Below are 16,378 nucleotides of genomic sequence, written 5' to 3'. Positions count from 1 at the left end.
TCTTTTTTATTTGAGGCTTGCGGCTTGGCTTGAAAAAATGTATGATTATTAATAAAAAATGAGAAACAAAAAACGAGGTAAAATATGACAGTTATTTCAGATCAAGAAATCACAGATTTTTCTGCTGATTTTAACTCTAATAGTAAAAATCAAGTTGCTTCTCGTGCCGCTCGTCGCAGTGGTTTGCTCGAAGCTTCTTTTAATGACCGTGTCGCAGAACGTTTAAACCATGTCTTTTCAACTGAATTGGATGTTGGTGGCGTTACTGATCAAAAGCATTCAGGTCGTTGTTGGGAATTCGCAACTTTGAACGTTTTACGTCACTATTTCGGTAAGAAGAATAAGGTTAAGGACTTTACCTTTTCACAAGCCTACAACTTCTTTTGGGACAAGATTGAACGTGCCAATGCATTTTATGATGCTATTATTCGCTTAGCTGATAAGCCAATCGATGATCGAGAAGTACAATCATGGTTGGGCTTTGCCGGTGAAGATGGCGGTTTATGGAGCATGGCTATTAACTTAGTTAAAAAGTATGGCGTGGTTCCTTCATATGCAATGCCAGAAAGTTTTAACTCAAATGATACGACTGGTTTAATTGATTCACTTGCTCGTAAAGAGAGAAAAGACGCAATGGTTTTGCGTAAATTAGTTCAAGAAGGCAAGCAAGATCAATTAGAAAAGACCAAGAAGCGATTCTTGAATGAAGTTTATCGCATGGTTTCTGTTGCATTAGGTGAACCACCTAAGAAGTTTGACTTGGAATACCGTGACGATGATAAGAAGTATCACTTGGAACGTGATTTGACTCCACGTGCTTTTGTATAAAAGTACTTTAAGGACTTTAATTTTGATGATTATGTAGTTTTGTCAAACTGTCCTAACCACGATTTCAACACTCTTTACCATATGCGACTTTATGACAATGTTGATGGCGGTGATCAAATTAAGTTCTTAAACGTGCCAATTGAATACTTGGCTCAAGCTGCTGTAGCACAACTTAAGTCAGGGGATGCCGTAATTTTTGGTAACGATGTCTTAAAGCAAATGGAAAGAAAGACTGGCTACTTAGACAGTGAACTTTACCAAACTGATAAATTATTTGATGTTGATACTAAGATGAGCAAGGCAGATCGTTTAGCTACTGGTGAAGGCTTTGCCACTCACGATATGACATTGGTTGGTGTTGATGAAGACAATGGTCATATTCGTAAATGGAAGGTAGAAAACTCTTGGGGCGATAAATATGGTCATAAGGGTTTCTACGAAATGAGTCAACAATGGTTTGAAGACTATGTTTATGATGTAGTCGTAAGAAAAGAATTTTTGACCGATGAACAAGTTAAGTTGGCAGAAGGTCCAGCAGTAGATCTAAAGCCTTGGGATAATATTGGTTAAAATATTTAAAGTCTAACTTTGCATATGTGAAGTCGGGCTTTTTTATTTTGCTTCTTGGTTAGCTTACAGTATCAAGCGTGTATAAAAAATAACAAACTTGCTAATGAACTAATTTCACAAGCAAATATGTTTTTAAAAATACTAAAAACACAATCTTTATTTAAAAAATGTTTAAAAGTATGATAAAAGGTATATAATGACTATGTGAAAAAATTCATTTTTAAAAGCTAAACAGAGGAGAAAAATGAAAAGTTTAGAGAAAGTAAATTATAAAGGCTTTATTTGGCCTTTAGCGGTGGGAATAGTACTGTGGTTGATTACTCCTTGGCGCCCTAGTGGCTTAAGTCCACAAGCCTGGGAAATGTTTGCCATTTTTGTTGCAACAATTGTGGGATGTATCACTAAGCCTTTGCCAATTGGGGGTACCACGCTGCTTGGCATGGTAGTGACAGTTTTAGTAGGCTTAGCTCCTGTTAAAGATGTTGTTAACTCAAAAGGCGTAGTCGTTCAAACTGGTATCCTGAGTTCTTTTGGTAATTCAGCTGCCTGGTTGATTGCTATGGCCTTCATTATGGCCCATGGTATCAGCAAGACTGGTTTAGGTAATCGTGTAGCCTATGTCATGATTGAAAAGTTTGGTAAACGTTCAATTGGTATTGGTTACGCTATTACTGGTTTGGAATTGATTATGGGTGCTTTGATTCCTTCTAATAGTGCTCGTACTGGTGGTGTTACTTGGCCGGTAGTTGAATCAATTTCTAAGAGTTACAAGTCAGATCCACATGATCCTTCTAGAAAGAAGATTGGTGCTTATCTTGACTTTACAGCTTTTCATGCCAATATTTTGTCAACGGCTTTATTTATTACAGGTGCTGCACCAAACTTGGTAGCTCAACAGATGGCTGCCCAAAAGGGTTACCAAATGAGTTGGGTTAGCTGGTTCTGGGTAGGTCTTGTTCCAGTAATCGTAGCTACCTTGATTATTCCAATCGTCATCTATAAGATGTATCCACCTGAGATTAAGGAAACTCCTAATGCTAAGACGTGGGCAGATGGCAAGTTAAAAGAAATGGGACCAATGTCTAAACCTGAAAAGATCATGGCTACAGTATTTTGCTTAGCTATCTTACTTTGGGTTTTGTCCGGTTTCTTCAAGATTCCACAACTTGATTCAGCCTTTGTTGCATTCTTGGCTGTAACGCTTCTGTTGATCATTGGTGTATTGAGCATGGAAGATGCTTTACATGAAACTGGTGCTTGGAACATTTTGATTTGGCTTTCAATCTTGATCTTTATGGCCGGTAAACTAATTTCTTACGGCTTTATCGATTGGTTTGCTAAGTTTATTCAAAGTGAAGTACACGGCATTAGTTGGGGATTCGTATTGGTAGTTTTGATTTTGCTTATGTTCTATACTCACTACTTCTTTGCCAGTGGTACTGCTCATATGACAGCTTTGTATCTTCCATTCCTCACTGTCGCTACAGCTATGGGTGCTCCACTTGGTCTTTCAGCAATGTTATTGGCTTTCACTGGTGTAATTAACGCTTCAACCACGCACTATGCTAACGGACCAGCTTCAATTTTAGCTACGACCGGTTATGTCAAACAAAGTGAATGGTGGAAGATGAACTTCATCTTAGGTATTCTCTATATGCTGATTTTTGGCATCGTTGGTACTCTTTGGATGAAAGTTATCGGTGTTTGGTAAAAGAAAAAGGCAGTCTGGAAAGCAGATTGCCTTTTTTGCGTGATAATAGGATTAAAGATTGTGAGAAAGAAGATACAAGATGAAATTTAAAACTAACGATAACGTATTATTGCATTATAGCGATACAGGCGAAAAAGATAAGCCAGTCATGCTAGGCATCCCTGGTATTGGTGGTTCCTGTCAAATGTGGCAAGACTTGATCAAACTTTTTAATGACCAATATCGTTTTATTATGCTTGATCCACGCAATCAAGGGCAGTCAGAAAGAACTTATCGTGGTCAACGGATTAGTCGACATGCAGTTGATTTAGAAGAATTGATGGAAAAACTAGACTTGCATGACGTAATTGCTATTGGTAATTCGATGGGTGCAGCCAATATCTGGGCTTATTTATCAATCTATGGCAAAGGCAGATTAAAGGCCATGGTGGATCTTGATCAGTCACCGAAGATGATTGCCGATAAAAGTTGGCAATATGGATTCAAGGACTTAAATTGGGACAACTATCCTGAAATGCTGAAGCTTGATTTTGGTAAAGCTTTTTATCATCACATTGACGATAAAATGTTTCAAGATGCCAAAAATGAATATCAAGCATTCCCATATGATCCTGCTGAAAATTACAATTGTTTAGTTGAACACGCAGAACAAGATTGGCGTGACATGATTATGGACACGCCAGTTCCAATGCTAGTTATTGCAGGTGGAAAATCACCATACTTTAATCCTGATTTTACTAAGGCAATTAAGTTCTTGAATGATCAAGTACAAACGGCAGTAATTCCGGAGTGTGGCCACTTGCCACAAGCTGAACAACCAGCAAAAGTACATCAGATTATTAGTGACTTTTTGAAAAATATAAAAAACTAGTTATTAAATTGAAATAGTTAAAATTCAGGAGTACACTGAACTTGTGAAAACAATTACTTATTAAAAGCTCAGTAAGGTGGCGTGGCGATGGATAAAATCGTGGATTTATTTTTAAACGACGCATCAACTAGAAAAAAGTGGGAACAGTTATTGTCTTCACTAGGTTTGCATGATTTTAGCGACCGTGAAGTAGATGTGATTGATCATACAATTGGCTTGGTTGATGAAGATGGAAGTCTGGTTGGTACAGGTAGTGTAGCAGGCAACGTCCTTAAGTATATTGGCGTTAAAAATGATGACGCAGAGCAAGGTGCTCGCTTCAACAAAGTTGTATCCAGTCTGATGCAATATCTGGTCAATGAAAAAATATTTCATTCATTTGTTTTTACTAAAGCAAAGTATGCTAGCAGTTTTGAACATCTGCATTTCAATTTGCTAGCTAAGACAGATGTTGCAGCTTTTTTAGAATACGGTACTCCTGATGTCGATGACTTTGTTGAAGAATTGCCAAAGGTTAAAGACCAGGCTAATAAAAAAGTCGCAGCTATTGTGATGAACGCTAATCCTTTTACATTGGGTCATCAGCATTTAGTTAAGCTAGCTAGTGAAGAAAACGACTTGGTTTATGTCTTTGTAGTTGCTAATGATGTTTCGCTTTTCAGTTTTGATGAGCGAATAGAACTAGTTAAAGAAGGCACCAAAGAGTTCAATAATGTCAAAGTGGTTTCTGGTGGCGACTACATGGTTTCACCAGCCACTTTCCCAGCTTACTTTTTGAAAACGCCTGATGATTTGATTAGTGTACAAACTACCATTGATGCCAGCGTCTTTAAGAATAAGATTGCTCCAGGTTTAAATATCACTCGTCGCTACATTGGTAAAGAGCCATTTTCTAGAACGACGCATTATTATAATGTAAGTTTAGCTCATGAACTTGGTCCAGATATTGAAGTAATTGTTGTCAAACGTCTTGAAGAAGAAAATGAAATTGTTACAGCTACTAAGGTAAGACAGTTAATCAAGGCGGGTAATTTAAAGGAAATCAATAAATTCGTACCAGAGTCTAGCTATGAATTTATTAAGGAAAATATGAATAAGTTGCAATCTCGAATTGAGAAAGGAATGAATATTAATGGAAATTAAGACTACAGCCGTTGCCGGAACGCTTGAAAGTTCAGATATTCAAATTATGATTTCCAAGGGCTCTAATGGTATCGAAATTGATCTTGAATCAGAAGTTAAAAAAGCTTATGGTGATCAAATTGAAAAAGTAATCACTGATACTTTAAAGAAATATGGTTTAGAAAACGCTAAGGTTAAGGCTACAGATAAAGTTGCACTTGATTGTGTAATTAAGGCTCGGACTTTAGCTGCTGCACAACGTGCAACTGAAACACAAGATAAGCCAGATTTGGAGGTGCTCTAATGACCTACGTTAAAAATCGTTTACGTAGAACCATGATGTTTGTTCCTGGCAACAACCCAGCTATGATTAAGGATGCTGGTATCTATGGTGCAGATTCCATCATGCTTGATTTGGAAGACTCGGTTTCTTTGACTGAAAAAGATGCTGCCAGAATGCTTGTTTATGAGGCAATTAAGACTGTTGACTTTGGTGGCAGTGAAATTGTAGTTAGAGTTAATGGTCAAGATACACCATTCTACGATGAAGATGTTCGTGCCATGGTTAAGGCCGGTGTTGATGTTATTCGTTTGCCAAAAACTGAATCAGCTGCCATGATTCAAAAATTGGTTAAGGATATTGAACACTGGGAAGATGTTTATGGCATTGAAAAGGGCACTATTGGTGTAATGGCTGCTATTGAAAGTGCTAAGGGTGTTTTAAATGCTCCAGAAATTGCTACTGCTACTCCTTTGATGATGGGCTTAGCTGTTTCAGGCGAAGACTATACTGCAGACATGCACACTCATCGTTATCCAGATGGTCGTGAACTTGAATTTGCTCGTAACATGGTTTTGCAAGCAGCTCGTGCAGCAGATGTTTACGCATTTGACACAGTCTTCTCCAACATGAAGGATACTGAAGGCTTCTATCGTGAAACTAACTATATCCATGAATTGGGTTACGATGGTAAGAGTTTGGTTAACCCACGTCAAATTCAAATGGTTAATAAGGTCTTCAATCCAACTAAGGAAGAAATTGAACAAGCCAAGAATGTTGAAAAAGCTATTCGTGAAGCTAAAGCTAAGGGTAGTGGCGTAATCTCATTGAACGGCAAGATGGTTGATAAGCCAGTTGTTGAAAAAGCTACTCGTGTCCTTGAAACTGCAAAAGCTTCTAACTTGATTGATGAAGAAGGTAACTACATTGGAGAATAAAGTTAAACGCGAATTACCAGACGATTTAATGAAAAAGATGGACTTGAAACCATTTGAAACTACTGAAATTGGTCATCCAGAAGTTGAACGTGTTGCTCCTAAAGTAAGAGTTACTACAGGTCAAAACAAGATCGTCGACTCACTTGATGATGTCATTAAGAACAATTTGAAAGATGGTATGACGATTTCATTCCACCACCACTTTAGAAATGGTGACTATGTCTTCAACATGGTAATGGATAAGATCATCAATATGGGCTACAAGGATTTGACTTTGGCTCCAAGTTCATTGACTGGCGTCATGAACGATAAGGTGATTGAGGCTATTAAGAAGGGTGTTATTACCAACATTACTTCTTCAGGGATGCGTGGTTCACTTGGTGACTTTGTTTCTCATGGTGGCTTAAAGAATCCTGTGATTTTCCGTTCACACGGTAACCGTGCTCGTTCAATTGAAGAGGGAGAAATCAAGATTGATATTGCCTTCTTAGGTGTGCCTGTATCTGATCCGGCTGGAAACGCAAATGGTCAAGATGGGGATGCAGTCTTTGGTTCATTGGGTTACGCTTTAATGGACGCTCAATATGCTAACAAGGTTGTTTTGTTGACTGATAATATTGTTGATTATCCAAATACACCAGCTTCAATCAAGCAAGATCAAGTTGACTACGTAGTTAAAGTTGATAAGGTAGGTAACCCAGATAAGATTGGCTCAGGTGCTACTCGTTTTACCAAAGATCCTAAGGAATTAAAGATTGCTCAGATGGTTAACCAAGTAATAGTTAACTCACCATACTACAAGCAAGGCTTTAGCTTCCAAACTGGTTCAGGTGGTGCTGCATTAGCTGTAACACGTTACCTTCGTCAGAGTATGATTAAGGATGGTATTACTGCTTCATTTGCTTTGGGTGGTGTTACTAAGCCAACTACTGACCTGCTTGAAGAAGGCTTAGTCAGAAAGGTAATGGACGTCCAAGACTTTGATAAAGGTGCTGCTGCATCAATGGCTAACAACAAGAATCAACAAGAAATTGATGCTTCTTGGTATGCTGATCCACATAATAAGGGTGCTGTAGTCAATAATCTTGATGTTTCAATTTTGTCAGCATTACAAATCGATACTGACTTTAATGTCAATGTTATGACTGGGTCCGATGGTGTCATTCGTGGTGCTGTTGGTGGTCACCAAGACGCTGCAGCTGGTGCAAAGATGACAATCATTACTGCTCCACTTGTACGTGGTCGAAATGCAACTGTTGTACCTAGCGTTGAAACAATTGTTACCCCAGGTTCATCAATTGACGTTTTGGTAACTGAACGTGGTATTGCCATTAACCCAGCTCGTCAAGACTTGATTAAGGCTTTTAACAAGGTCCCAGGTCTTCATATTTTAGATATTAAGGATTTGCAAAAGATGGCTGAAAAGCAAGTGGGTACGCCAAAGCCACTTGAATATACTGACCGTACTGTTGCGTTAGTTGAATACCGTGATGGTACAATTATTGATGCAATTAAAGAAGTTAAAGATTAAGTAGATTAATTTAATAGTAGAAGAGAAGAACGTGTTTGGTACGCGTTCTTCTTTTTTATAATAATTTTAAATTGGTATGATCCATAAGCACTTATTAAATATGAATTAGAAGTTAGAATGAGGAGAGGTTATTTAAGAATGGAAATTAGTAATTTAATTGTACATATGAACACATGTTATTACTTTGTAAGTGCTTTCGCTGTTTGCGATTGTAATGACTTAAATGTTACAAATTATGGTTTCAAAATAACAATTCTAGTTATATTACGTAAATAGAATAAATTAATTTAAAATTAATTTTAAACCGATATCTGATTCAATTTTAGTGTAGTAATAGCAAATTGGTTTATTTAAGCATTGTTATTACGCTATTTTAAGATACTCATTACTTTGCTTAAAGTAACTGATAATTAAACAATGATTAGAGAACATATGTTATGTGCATATATGAATTTTACACCTGTTGACGAACAAATATTAGAGAGTTATATTATCTATCGAAACCTATATGATATAGGCTTAAAACGTAAATATGATTATAAAACTATAATTATCAAATTTGTATAGATAATAAAATGAAAGGAGATGTCATAATCAAACAAGAATAAATCTACTCAAAAGGGGGAAAAGATACTTACTAATAATATAGTAATGTCAGAAAAAAGCATCGAGTTGTTACGAATTCCACTAATGAGAATGTAAATACAGCTAAGCAAGAAAGCTTGCCACAAACTGGTAGAAACCAGAACAACTTTGCTTTCCTTGGTTTTGCCTTGAGTGCTATGAATTTAATTACCGGTCTTTTAGGCAAAGCCAAGAAGGATTAATTAAACTCTAATATCTAATATACCAAAAAGGGTTCGACTGATTTTTAGTCGAACCTTTTTTACATTCAAATAAACAAAGACAACCCATCACTAAATGATGGGTTGCTTGCGTATACAATATTCATTCCTGAGCAACTTTATTATGTCATATCTTGAAATAAATTTCATCTATTTTGTCTTAAAAGGCATTTTTTGATAAAGTATTAAAATATGACACTTTATCATAGAAGGGAAGAGATGAATTGGAGAGTTGGTTATTTTTAGCATTAGTCCTGCTTGTAGCAATCGTAGGAAAAAACATATCTTTAATTATTGCTACCGGCGTAGTGATGGTGTTTAAATTACTACCTTTTACCAACAAGTGGTTGCCTACGATTCAAGCCAAAGGTATTAATTGGGGTGTTACTATTATTTCAGTAGCAATTTTAGTACCGATTGCTACAGGACAGATAGGATTTAAAGATCTAGTGAAAACGTTCAAAACACCTGCTGGTTGGATTGCTATTTTAGCGGGTATTGCAGTTGCTATTTTATCAAGATATGGCGTAAATCAATTAGCTGCTGTGCCTCAGGTAACCGTTGCCCTAGTTTTAGGAACTATTATTGGTGTTGTTGTTTTCAAAGGAGTTGCTGCTGGTCCGGTTATTGCTAGTGGTATGATTTACTTAGTGATTACTTTATTCAATCTACATTTTTAGATGATATAATTGAAAAAAGAGGTGAGAATGATGACGATAATTGTTCATGAAAATACAACTGAAAGGCTAGATGATTATCTAGAACGTCGTTTACGCAATTATCAAGTCATCCCACCAATTCCTAAAAAGCCAGAAATCGTCACTGTTGACGATAATAAAAAGAAGAAAAAACATCATAAAAAGGACTGCTAATGTGAAGCAGTCCTTTTAAGTTACATGAATGGATTGTAAAAACGCCCATGATTGAGATACCAAAGTAATGCGACTAGTAAAACTAGTAGAACAGACAGCCCCATTACCCAGTAATCTTCTTTCTTGAAAGATTCTGACACATACCATGTGCGTTTCTTCTTTGAGCCAAAACGTCTGAGTTGCATGGCTGTACTAATTGTATCGATTCTATCCAAACTAGAGAAGATTAATGGCATCACAATATTTAAAGTACCCTTGATTCTTTGGGATAATTTGGCTTTTTTAGATAATTCAATACCACGAGCTTGTTGAGCTGCGGAAATTGCCCAATAAGAATTTTGAATGTCAGGAATATAGCGTAAAGCTAAAGCAACAGCATAAGAAATCTTGTAACTAATGCCTATTCTGTTTAGACTGGCCGCAAATTGGCTGGGATTAGTCGTTAATAAAAACAGCAAGACGATAGGAATAGAACAAATATACTTTAGAAGCAGGTTAAATAAGTAAAATACTTCTTGAATAGTTAATGTAAAGTATCCTGCATGAATCAATATACTCTTGGTATGATAAATATTTTCACCATAGGTTGGCTGGAAAAGATAGACAAAAAGCAAATTTAAAATCATAAAAACCGTAATAAATTTTATGATAAATGAGATCTGTCTCCATTTAATACCGGCTTCTTTGAAGAGAAATACTGAAAAGATGCAGATAGCGAATAAGAATCTAGTATCATAAGTGATCATGCAAGCTGCGGAAACTAGTAACATGAAGACAAGCTTGGTTGTCGCATTTAGCTGATAGATAAAACTTGTACCAGGTTGATAACCTAAAATTTGACTTTCATCATGCATTTTGTTTGTTCCTTTCTGAATCAATATAAGCTCGTACAAAGGTGTCCGCATCCCGCAAGTGATACTTTTGAGCAAGATCATAAAGACTAGTACGTTTAAGTGATGCTTTCTTAATTAAGCTTTTTTCTGTCAGTAACTTGATAGGGTAAGTATCTGCGATCAATTTTCCATCGGCGAAAGCTAAAGATCGATTGGTATATTCCATCATAAGATACATATCGTGGGTGATGATCATAATAGTTTTACCCTGTTGATTCAGTTTCTTTAGGAAAGACATGATTTCGGTGTAGGTCTTCCAGTCTTGTCCTGCTGTCGGTTCATCAAGAATGATTAATTCTGGCTTAAGCACCAGAATAGCCGCTATTGTGACTCTCTTTTTTTGACCAAAACTTAATGCAGAAATTGGCCAATTACGGAAAGGATAAAGACCACAGATTTTGAGAGCATCATAGACTCTCTTCTTTATTTCATTTTTATCGTAACCACGTAAGCGTAAACCTAGTGCAACTTCATCAAAAATCATTTTTTGTGAAATCATTTGATTAGGGTCTTGCATTACATAGCCGATTTTTTCGGATCTTTCCTTGATTGAGAGGGATACAAGATCATCACCATTAAATAAAATACGCCCTTCATTGGCAACAAAACCGCAGATAATACGACAAAGAGTTGTTTTGCCCGCACCATTTTGTCCGACAATGGAAACAAAGTCACCTTTATTAATAGTAGTTGTTACATCATGTAAGGGATTAACCTGCAATCGATTGTAACGATGACCAACGCCCTTTAATTCAAGCAACGGAACATCTTGTTCCTTTTCTCCCTGAAGAGTAGAGTTGTTTACCCAAGCTTGTAATTTTCTACTAATTTCCTCACTATCAGGTAATTCATTTATCGAAGTTAGATTAGGAATTTCTTCTAAGTTAATTCCTGCTTTTTCCAATGCCTTAATGTAGAGGGGGCTTCTGACGCCGATATCTTCTAGTTTATTTTCATGTAAAAGATCGTTTGGTCTTTTATCTGCGATAATTTCGCCGTCATTAATCAAAATAATTCGATCAAGTGGCTGACTCATGACTTCTTCGACGCGATGTTCAATGATGATAACTGTCGCATTCAATTCTTTTTGAATCTGATCAATTAAAGCCATTGTTCTCATCCCAGAAGCTGGATCAAGATTGGCTAATGGTTCGTCAAATAACAGAATAGGGGATTCATCAATTAAGACACCAGCTAGAGCCACAATTTGTTTTTGTCCACCTGATAAATTTTGAGGTGATTGCTTTAAAAGATGGGAAATATTTAATTCGTCAGCCCAACGATGTACGGTCTGTCTGATTCGATTTTGTGGTTGGCAATCATTTTCCAATGCAAAGGCAATGTCTTCACCAACGGTTAAACCAATAAATTGACTATCTGTATCTTGAAGAATAGTCGATGTGGTAAAGGATAATTCAAATAAATTCGTTTCTTCAATGTTTTTACCATTGATAATACATTTGCCCGAAATATCTCCAGTATCAATATTTGGAATTAGTCCATTGAGACAGCGACCAATGGTAGATTTACCACTACCAGAGGGGCCAGCAATTAGAATCTTTTCGCCTTTATTAATAGTTAAATTAATATTTTTTAAAGTGGGGAAAGCTTGGCTGTCATATTTGAATGAAAAATCTTTAAAAGTAATAATGGGTTCAGTCATGACCATACCTTTCTAATCTTCTTTACGTAAACTGCCCTTTTTGATTTTGGTATCTGCATAAGCTTTGAGCAGGATTGTACCAACAATTGCGATTGTAATTCCGTTGGAAATTGTGGCACTGATCCCTTGGACAAAAACTTTGTTAGCGGGCTCGCTGTAGATAATAATGTCACCAATAGGGGCCACTAAAATCCAAGCAACTGCGTTAGCGAGAATTTGAACAATATTGAAAAATAAAATTTGTTTAATCCCAAAAATGCCGTTTTTTAGATCAAGTTTTTTACTAATTAAACCAATAATTAAGCCTAGAATTCCAGTTGCTAAAACCCAACTCCACCAAGTTTGCCCATACATAATAAAATCAGATAGCGTATGCCCGATAAATCCCACGGCAAAGCCGACCTTGGCACCGTAAATTGCGGCAAAGAAGGCAAGAAAAGGAAAGACCAATTCAATATTGGTATTAGGAATAGGAGTTGGAATTGACGTAAAACGAGCTAGAATGACGTAAATGGCAGAGCCAATACCGATAGCAACAACATTTTTAACAGATAAGCCTTTTGATTTCATAAAATTCTCCAAAAAAATATATATTTTAAAGGTATAATTAGAAAGCGGTTACCGTCAAGTGAACATTAAATTCTTCTAATAATTGAAAAGATAGTATTTAGCTTATTAAATTTTTAGATTTATAATAAAAATAAAGATATAGTTACAAATTAGGAGTAAAAAATGAAAAAAGATGAAATAGAATTATTAGGTCAGGCAATTGGTAATTATGTAGCCAAAAGCACCAAAACAATCTGGGTTGATAAAAAGACTATGCAAATTGCTACAATGATGATCGACGCTTATGGCGATACCGTGTATGTTTGGGTGGAAGAAGATGGTGATCACTGTAGAGTGAGTGATGGTGGTAGAATTTTGTTCAAGCTTGACCCTAATGAAGAAGATCATGAATTGAATGAAACAGCTGAGGAAATTGCAGTTGGTTCTGGTTATGAATTTGATGAAGATCATTTTGAAATATATGTTGATGTTGACCAACAGAATTTGGCTCAAGCAGTAATGAAGTTAGCACAACTTCAAGTTGCTATTTCCTATTTAGGTTAAAAAATGCATCCCCGTGAATTAATACTCAGGGATGCATTTTTGCTTTATTCAATTTCACTCGGACACCTTTAATCATTCTTAGGCATCCTTTCTACATCAACATCTTCCGGTTTTTGCCCATTCAAATCAAAATTGGCAACAGCCTCATCCAGGTTCATAATGGTTTCGACATCTGGAATACAAGAATCAATTCTAAACTCCATAATTCTCACCTCACCGTTATTGTAAATCGCTTACACCATAAAGTTAACCAAAAGCACAGAAAAACCGCAATTGACTTGCGGCTTTTTTTATTTCTTTTTCTTGTTGTCATGCTGCATAAAAATGAAGAATGCAGATATGATGTTGATGATTACGGCAGGTAAGGCAAGAACAGCAGTAAATCCATATAACATGTTGCCAATTACGCCCAAGATAGGTCCGATTATTGATATTTGCATATTGTGTGATTGTACAACGGCAATTGTGTTTAAGATAGCTCCTGTCCAAGCGAAAAGATAGAAGAACATTGCAATTCGGGTAGTAAAATCAGCACCAAAAATTGCAAACCAGGATGCAATGAACAGTAAGCAATTAAATAAGTTAATTGCCCCTATCCAAAGATCATATTTTGATTTTTTCATAATCTTTCCTCCAAATAATCAAAGCTTTTGCAGTACGCGCTGGGTAATAGCATCACTGGTCACTAAGTGTGTAATTACACCGGTGCGTAATGCTCCAAGTAACGCATCAGATTTGAAACGATTGCGGACAATACAGAAGCGAATTGGAGTACGCATGATGTCATCCATTGATATACCACAGATGTGTTTTTCAAAGCTAGTAAAGAAATCACCGTTAATGTTGTAAGGACGTCCCATAATGAGACCGGCTACTTCTTCTTGAGGGATATTTTGGAATAATTTTGAACCATAATTGTCTTCTAAAAATTGATTAACCTTAAAGGACTCCAAAGTACCTAACCCTGTGAAAAGCAAGTCTAAATTATGGTAGCAATTTTCAATTATCTTAAAATAGGGTTCCTGTTTTAATGCTGGAATAATCTTAGGGTTTAAAACATAGAGTGGACTAGGCAAGGTTAAGCTGTGAGCATGCAAATTTTCAGCAGCATCTTGAGCTAATGGATTCTTGCGACGATTAGAATTAATAGCTTGTCCCAACAATTGTACAAAATAAAGGTGTTTAAATTCTTCTTCGGCAAAGTCATCTATAACGCCATGCATCGTTGCTCCCCAACTAACGCCAGCAACTTTGGCATTTTTTAAATAAGTCTCAATTTGCTTAGCTGCAAAGTTGACTACGGCTTCACTAGTTTCATCTTTGCTTTCATGACTTTGTAAAATAAAGGCTTCTTTTAACCCAAATTTCTTTTGAAATTCGCGTTCTAATACCTGATTACGTTTGATTCCTTGAGCAATTTTGATTTTAACAATACCACGAGTTTCGGCATCTTCAAGTGCTTTGGTAATCAAGTAACGAGATAAATCATATTTTTTGGAAATTTCAGCAATGTTTAGTTTGCTCAAATAAAAGTCATGAGCAATACTAGCAAGTTCTTCGTCTGTTAATTGTGCCACTTTTATTCATCCTTTAATTACTTAAATTAATTTCTCATACTCTAATTATAAATTTAAAATAATGAAATGGAGTGGCAAAATTTTAAAAATACTAATTTTTTACCAATTTCTTATAAAAATCCTGTGGTAAAATAAAAGAGCTACATTTAATTAATTTTAATATTGAAGGAAAGTAATACTACTAATGAAGGATAAGGAACGAGAACGGCATTTATCAGAGAAACATCATATGAAGATTCTGTGGGAGGAATTCTTCAAGAGTGATGATGACACAATGGCTCAAGATGCGACCTTGGTTGAGAAGGCATCAATCGTTGGTCGAGTAGGAATCATGCTTTTGAGCTGTGGAACTGGTGCTTGGCGTGTACGCGATTCGATGGATACAATTGCTCGAACTTTAGGCATTACTTGTTCTGCTGATATTGGTTTGGTTTCAATTGAATATACTTGTTTTGATGTTGATAATGAGTCTTATTCACAGACTTTGTCATTGCCATCGACTGGCGTAAATATGACCAAGTTGAATGAAATGGAAAAGTTTGTCCGTCAATTTGAGGCTGGTCACGGTCAATGGACGATCGGTCAGATTCATAAGCGTTTACGTGAAATTGAAAACCAAAAATCAGCTTATTCTGCTTTGATTGCGGGTTTGAGTTCTGGACTTGCCTGTGCAGGCTTCATTTTTTTATTAGGTGGTGGCTGGCCAGAAGTCATTTGTGCTTTCTTTGGTGCAGGAGTAGGTAATTATGTGCGAGCACTAATGGGCAAGCATAGGATGACTTTAGTAGCTAAAATTGCGGTGGCTGTCGCAGTTGCGTGTGCAGTTTACTTTATTTGTTTCCATATTGGCAGTATGCTCTTCCATTTGGATCGTCATCATGCTTATGGTTATATTGGCGCAATGCTATTTGTCATTCCAGGTTTTCCATTCATTACTTCAGGTCTGGACATGTCCAAGCTGGATATGCGGTCTGGTCTTGAACGACTGACTTATGCAATTTTAATTATTATTATTGCGACTATGTCTGGTTGGGCTGTAGCGACAATCTTGCGGTTACATCCAGGCTCTATGCTTAAGCTCACAATCGAACCAGGGATGCTTACTTTCTTACGACTGATTGCTAGTTTTTGTGGGGTATTCGGCTTCTCAATTATGTTTAACAGTCGTCCAGATATGGCAGCAACTGCTGCTATTATGGGTGCAATGGCTAATACTTTACGATTGAGCTTAGTTGATTACGGACATATTGCTCCAGCATTGGCAGCATTTATTGGTGCTTTAACTGCTGGTCTTTTAGCAAGTATTGTTAGACAAAAAGTTGGTTTCCCTCGAATTGCAATTACAGTACCTTCAATTGTGATTATGGTTCCAGGTTTATACATGTATCGAGCAGTTTTCAACTTTGGTATTACCAATATCAATATTGGTGCTTTTTGGACAACTGAAGCTCTAATGATCGTAATTGCTTTACCATTAGGATTGCTTGCCGCTCGTATCTTAACGGACGAAAAATGGAGACATGCAGATTAATATAAAAGGTGTCTGGGAAAAAACTAACCCTCA

At 36.5% G+C, this 16,378-nt stretch carries 16 protein-coding genes and 2 pseudogenes; 12 read left to right on the top strand and 6 right to left on the bottom strand.

Going from position 1 to position 16,378, the window contains the following annotated elements:
- Positions 1-84 precede the first annotated feature (84 nt).
- The 10 genes and pseudogenes from FC57_RS00740 (at position 85) to FC57_RS10810 (ending at position 9,568) form a co-directional block, all read left to right on the top strand.
- A pseudogene (locus FC57_RS00740) lies at positions 85-1,398 on the top strand (C1 family peptidase).
- A 244-nt stretch (positions 1,399-1,642) separates the two neighbouring features.
- The gene (locus FC57_RS00735) at positions 1,643-3,109 is read left to right on the top strand and encodes a DASS family sodium-coupled anion symporter (RefSeq protein WP_007125483.1); all 1,467 of its coding nucleotides are present in this window, start codon (positions 1,643-1,645) and stop codon (positions 3,107-3,109) included.
- Between the two features lie 79 nt (positions 3,110-3,188).
- The gene (locus FC57_RS00730; RefSeq protein ID WP_007125484.1) at positions 3,189-3,980 is read left to right on the top strand and encodes an alpha/beta fold hydrolase; all 792 of its coding nucleotides are present in this window, start codon (positions 3,189-3,191) and stop codon (positions 3,978-3,980) included.
- An 87-nt stretch (positions 3,981-4,067) separates the two neighbouring features.
- Complete coding sequence (gene citC / locus FC57_RS00725; RefSeq protein ID WP_007125485.1) at positions 4,068-5,123, top strand: [citrate (pro-3S)-lyase] ligase; 1,056 nt, start codon at positions 4,068-4,070, stop codon at positions 5,121-5,123.
- Complete coding sequence (gene citD / locus FC57_RS00720) at positions 5,113-5,406, top strand: citrate lyase acyl carrier protein (RefSeq protein ID WP_007125486.1); 294 nt, start codon at positions 5,113-5,115, stop codon at positions 5,404-5,406. The genes citC and citD overlap by 11 nt, the downstream gene beginning before the upstream one ends.
- Complete coding sequence (locus FC57_RS00715; protein WP_007125487.1) at positions 5,406-6,320, top strand: aldolase/citrate lyase family protein; 915 nt, start codon at positions 5,406-5,408, stop codon at positions 6,318-6,320. The genes citD and FC57_RS00715 overlap by 1 nt, the downstream gene beginning before the upstream one ends.
- The gene (citF, locus tag FC57_RS00710; protein ID WP_148449531.1) at positions 6,310-7,851 is read left to right on the top strand and encodes a citrate lyase subunit alpha; all 1,542 of its coding nucleotides are present in this window, start codon (positions 6,310-6,312) and stop codon (positions 7,849-7,851) included. The genes FC57_RS00715 and citF overlap by 11 nt, the downstream gene beginning before the upstream one ends.
- Before the next feature lie 716 nt (positions 7,852-8,567).
- Positions 8,568-8,678: pseudogene (locus FC57_RS11455) on the top strand (LPXTG cell wall anchor domain-containing protein); the annotation flags it as partial.
- A 242-nt stretch (positions 8,679-8,920) separates the two neighbouring features.
- Positions 8,921-9,376 (top strand): DUF441 domain-containing protein, encoded by a 456-nt coding sequence (locus FC57_RS00705; protein ID WP_007125489.1) that lies wholly within the window; start codon positions 8,921-8,923, stop codon positions 9,374-9,376.
- 27 nt (positions 9,377-9,403) lie between these two features.
- Positions 9,404-9,568: a hypothetical protein gene (locus FC57_RS10810; protein ID WP_007125490.1), complete on the top strand. Its 165-nt coding sequence runs from the start codon at positions 9,404-9,406 to the stop codon at positions 9,566-9,568.
- Between the two features lie 20 nt (positions 9,569-9,588).
- On the opposite strand, the gene FC57_RS00700 is transcribed toward FC57_RS10810, so the two are convergent.
- The 3 genes from FC57_RS00700 to FC57_RS00690 are packed head-to-tail and all read right to left on the bottom strand — an operon-like array spanning position 9,589 to position 12,694.
- A complete protein-coding gene (locus tag FC57_RS00700) occupies positions 9,589-10,422 on the bottom strand; it encodes an energy-coupling factor transporter transmembrane component T family protein (RefSeq protein WP_007125491.1) in 834 nt (277 codons plus the stop codon).
- Positions 10,415-12,124, bottom strand: a complete 1,710-nt coding sequence (locus tag FC57_RS00695) for an ABC transporter ATP-binding protein (protein ID WP_040529377.1) — start codon at positions 12,122-12,124, stop codon at positions 10,415-10,417. Before FC57_RS00695 ends, FC57_RS00700 begins: the two co-directional genes overlap by 8 nt.
- 12 nt (positions 12,125-12,136) lie before the next feature.
- Positions 12,137-12,694: an ECF-type riboflavin transporter substrate-binding protein gene (locus FC57_RS00690; RefSeq protein ID WP_007125493.1), complete on the bottom strand. Its 558-nt coding sequence runs from the start codon at positions 12,692-12,694 to the stop codon at positions 12,137-12,139.
- Positions 12,695-12,856: 162 nt separating this feature from the next.
- On the opposite strand from FC57_RS00690, the gene FC57_RS00685 reads away from it, so the two are divergent.
- A complete protein-coding gene (locus tag FC57_RS00685) occupies positions 12,857-13,237 on the top strand; it encodes a DUF1828 domain-containing protein (protein WP_007125494.1) in 381 nt (126 codons plus the stop codon).
- A 68-nt stretch (positions 13,238-13,305) separates the two neighbouring features.
- Here FC57_RS00685 and FC57_RS11405 read toward each other — a convergent pair whose 3' ends face one another.
- From FC57_RS11405 to FC57_RS00675, 3 genes are all read right to left on the bottom strand, one after another.
- On the bottom strand, positions 13,306-13,440 hold the full coding sequence (locus tag FC57_RS11405; RefSeq protein ID WP_007125495.1) for a hypothetical protein: 135 nt from the start codon (positions 13,438-13,440) through the stop codon (positions 13,306-13,308).
- Between the two features lie 87 nt (positions 13,441-13,527).
- Positions 13,528-13,860 carry a hypothetical protein gene (locus tag FC57_RS00680; RefSeq protein WP_007125496.1) on the bottom strand — a complete coding sequence of 111 codons (333 nt, stop codon included), beginning with the start codon at positions 13,858-13,860 and terminating at the stop codon, positions 13,528-13,530.
- 18 nt (positions 13,861-13,878) lie between these two features.
- Positions 13,879-14,814, bottom strand: a complete 936-nt coding sequence (locus FC57_RS00675) for a sugar-binding transcriptional regulator (protein WP_007125497.1) — start codon at positions 14,812-14,814, stop codon at positions 13,879-13,881.
- A 184-nt stretch (positions 14,815-14,998) separates the two neighbouring features.
- Here FC57_RS00675 and FC57_RS00670 point away from each other — a divergent pair, with 184 nt between their 5' ends.
- Positions 14,999-16,345 (top strand): threonine/serine exporter family protein, encoded by a 1,347-nt coding sequence (locus tag FC57_RS00670; protein ID WP_007125498.1) that lies wholly within the window; start codon positions 14,999-15,001, stop codon positions 16,343-16,345.
- The last annotated feature ends 33 nt before the right edge of the window (positions 16,346-16,378 follow it).

It is taken from the genome of Lactobacillus ultunensis DSM 16047 (genome assembly GCF_001436305.1).
Lineage (GTDB): Bacteria > Bacillota > Bacilli > Lactobacillales > Lactobacillaceae > Lactobacillus > Lactobacillus ultunensis.
The sequence above is the reverse complement of the archived record's forward strand: the minus strand, read 5'-3'. Positions and strand labels throughout refer to the sequence as shown.

Bases quoted from the DNA above. Each gene is read 5' to 3' on its own strand.
- FC57_RS00685 (WP_007125494.1), top strand. From the start codon at position 12,857: ATGAAAAAAGATGAAATAGAATTATTAGGTCAGGCAATTGGTAATTAT.
- citC (WP_007125485.1), top strand. From the start codon at position 4,068: ATGGATAAAATCGTGGATTTATTTTTAAACGACGCATCAACTAGAAAA.
- FC57_RS11405 (WP_007125495.1), bottom strand. From the start codon at position 13,440: ATGGAGTTTAGAATTGATTCTTGTATTCCAGATGTCGAAACCATTATG.
- FC57_RS00715 (WP_007125487.1), top strand. From the start codon at position 5,406: ATGACCTACGTTAAAAATCGTTTACGTAGAACCATGATGTTTGTTCCT.
- FC57_RS00730 (WP_007125484.1), top strand. From the start codon at position 3,189: ATGAAATTTAAAACTAACGATAACGTATTATTGCATTATAGCGATACA.
- citD (WP_007125486.1), top strand. From the start codon at position 5,113: ATGGAAATTAAGACTACAGCCGTTGCCGGAACGCTTGAAAGTTCAGAT.
- FC57_RS00690 (WP_007125493.1), bottom strand. From the start codon at position 12,694: ATGAAATCAAAAGGCTTATCTGTTAAAAATGTTGTTGCTATCGGTATT.
- FC57_RS00670 (WP_007125498.1), top strand. From the start codon at position 14,999: ATGAAGGATAAGGAACGAGAACGGCATTTATCAGAGAAACATCATATG.
- FC57_RS00695 (WP_040529377.1), bottom strand. From the start codon at position 12,124: ATGACTGAACCCATTATTACTTTTAAAGATTTTTCATTCAAATATGAC.
- FC57_RS00735 (WP_007125483.1), top strand. From the start codon at position 1,643: ATGAAAAGTTTAGAGAAAGTAAATTATAAAGGCTTTATTTGGCCTTTA.
- FC57_RS00700 (WP_007125491.1), bottom strand. From the start codon at position 10,422: ATGCATGATGAAAGTCAAATTTTAGGTTATCAACCTGGTACAAGTTTT.
- FC57_RS00680 (WP_007125496.1), bottom strand. From the start codon at position 13,860: ATGAAAAAATCAAAATATGATCTTTGGATAGGGGCAATTAACTTATTT.
- FC57_RS10810 (WP_007125490.1), top strand. From the start codon at position 9,404: ATGATGACGATAATTGTTCATGAAAATACAACTGAAAGGCTAGATGAT.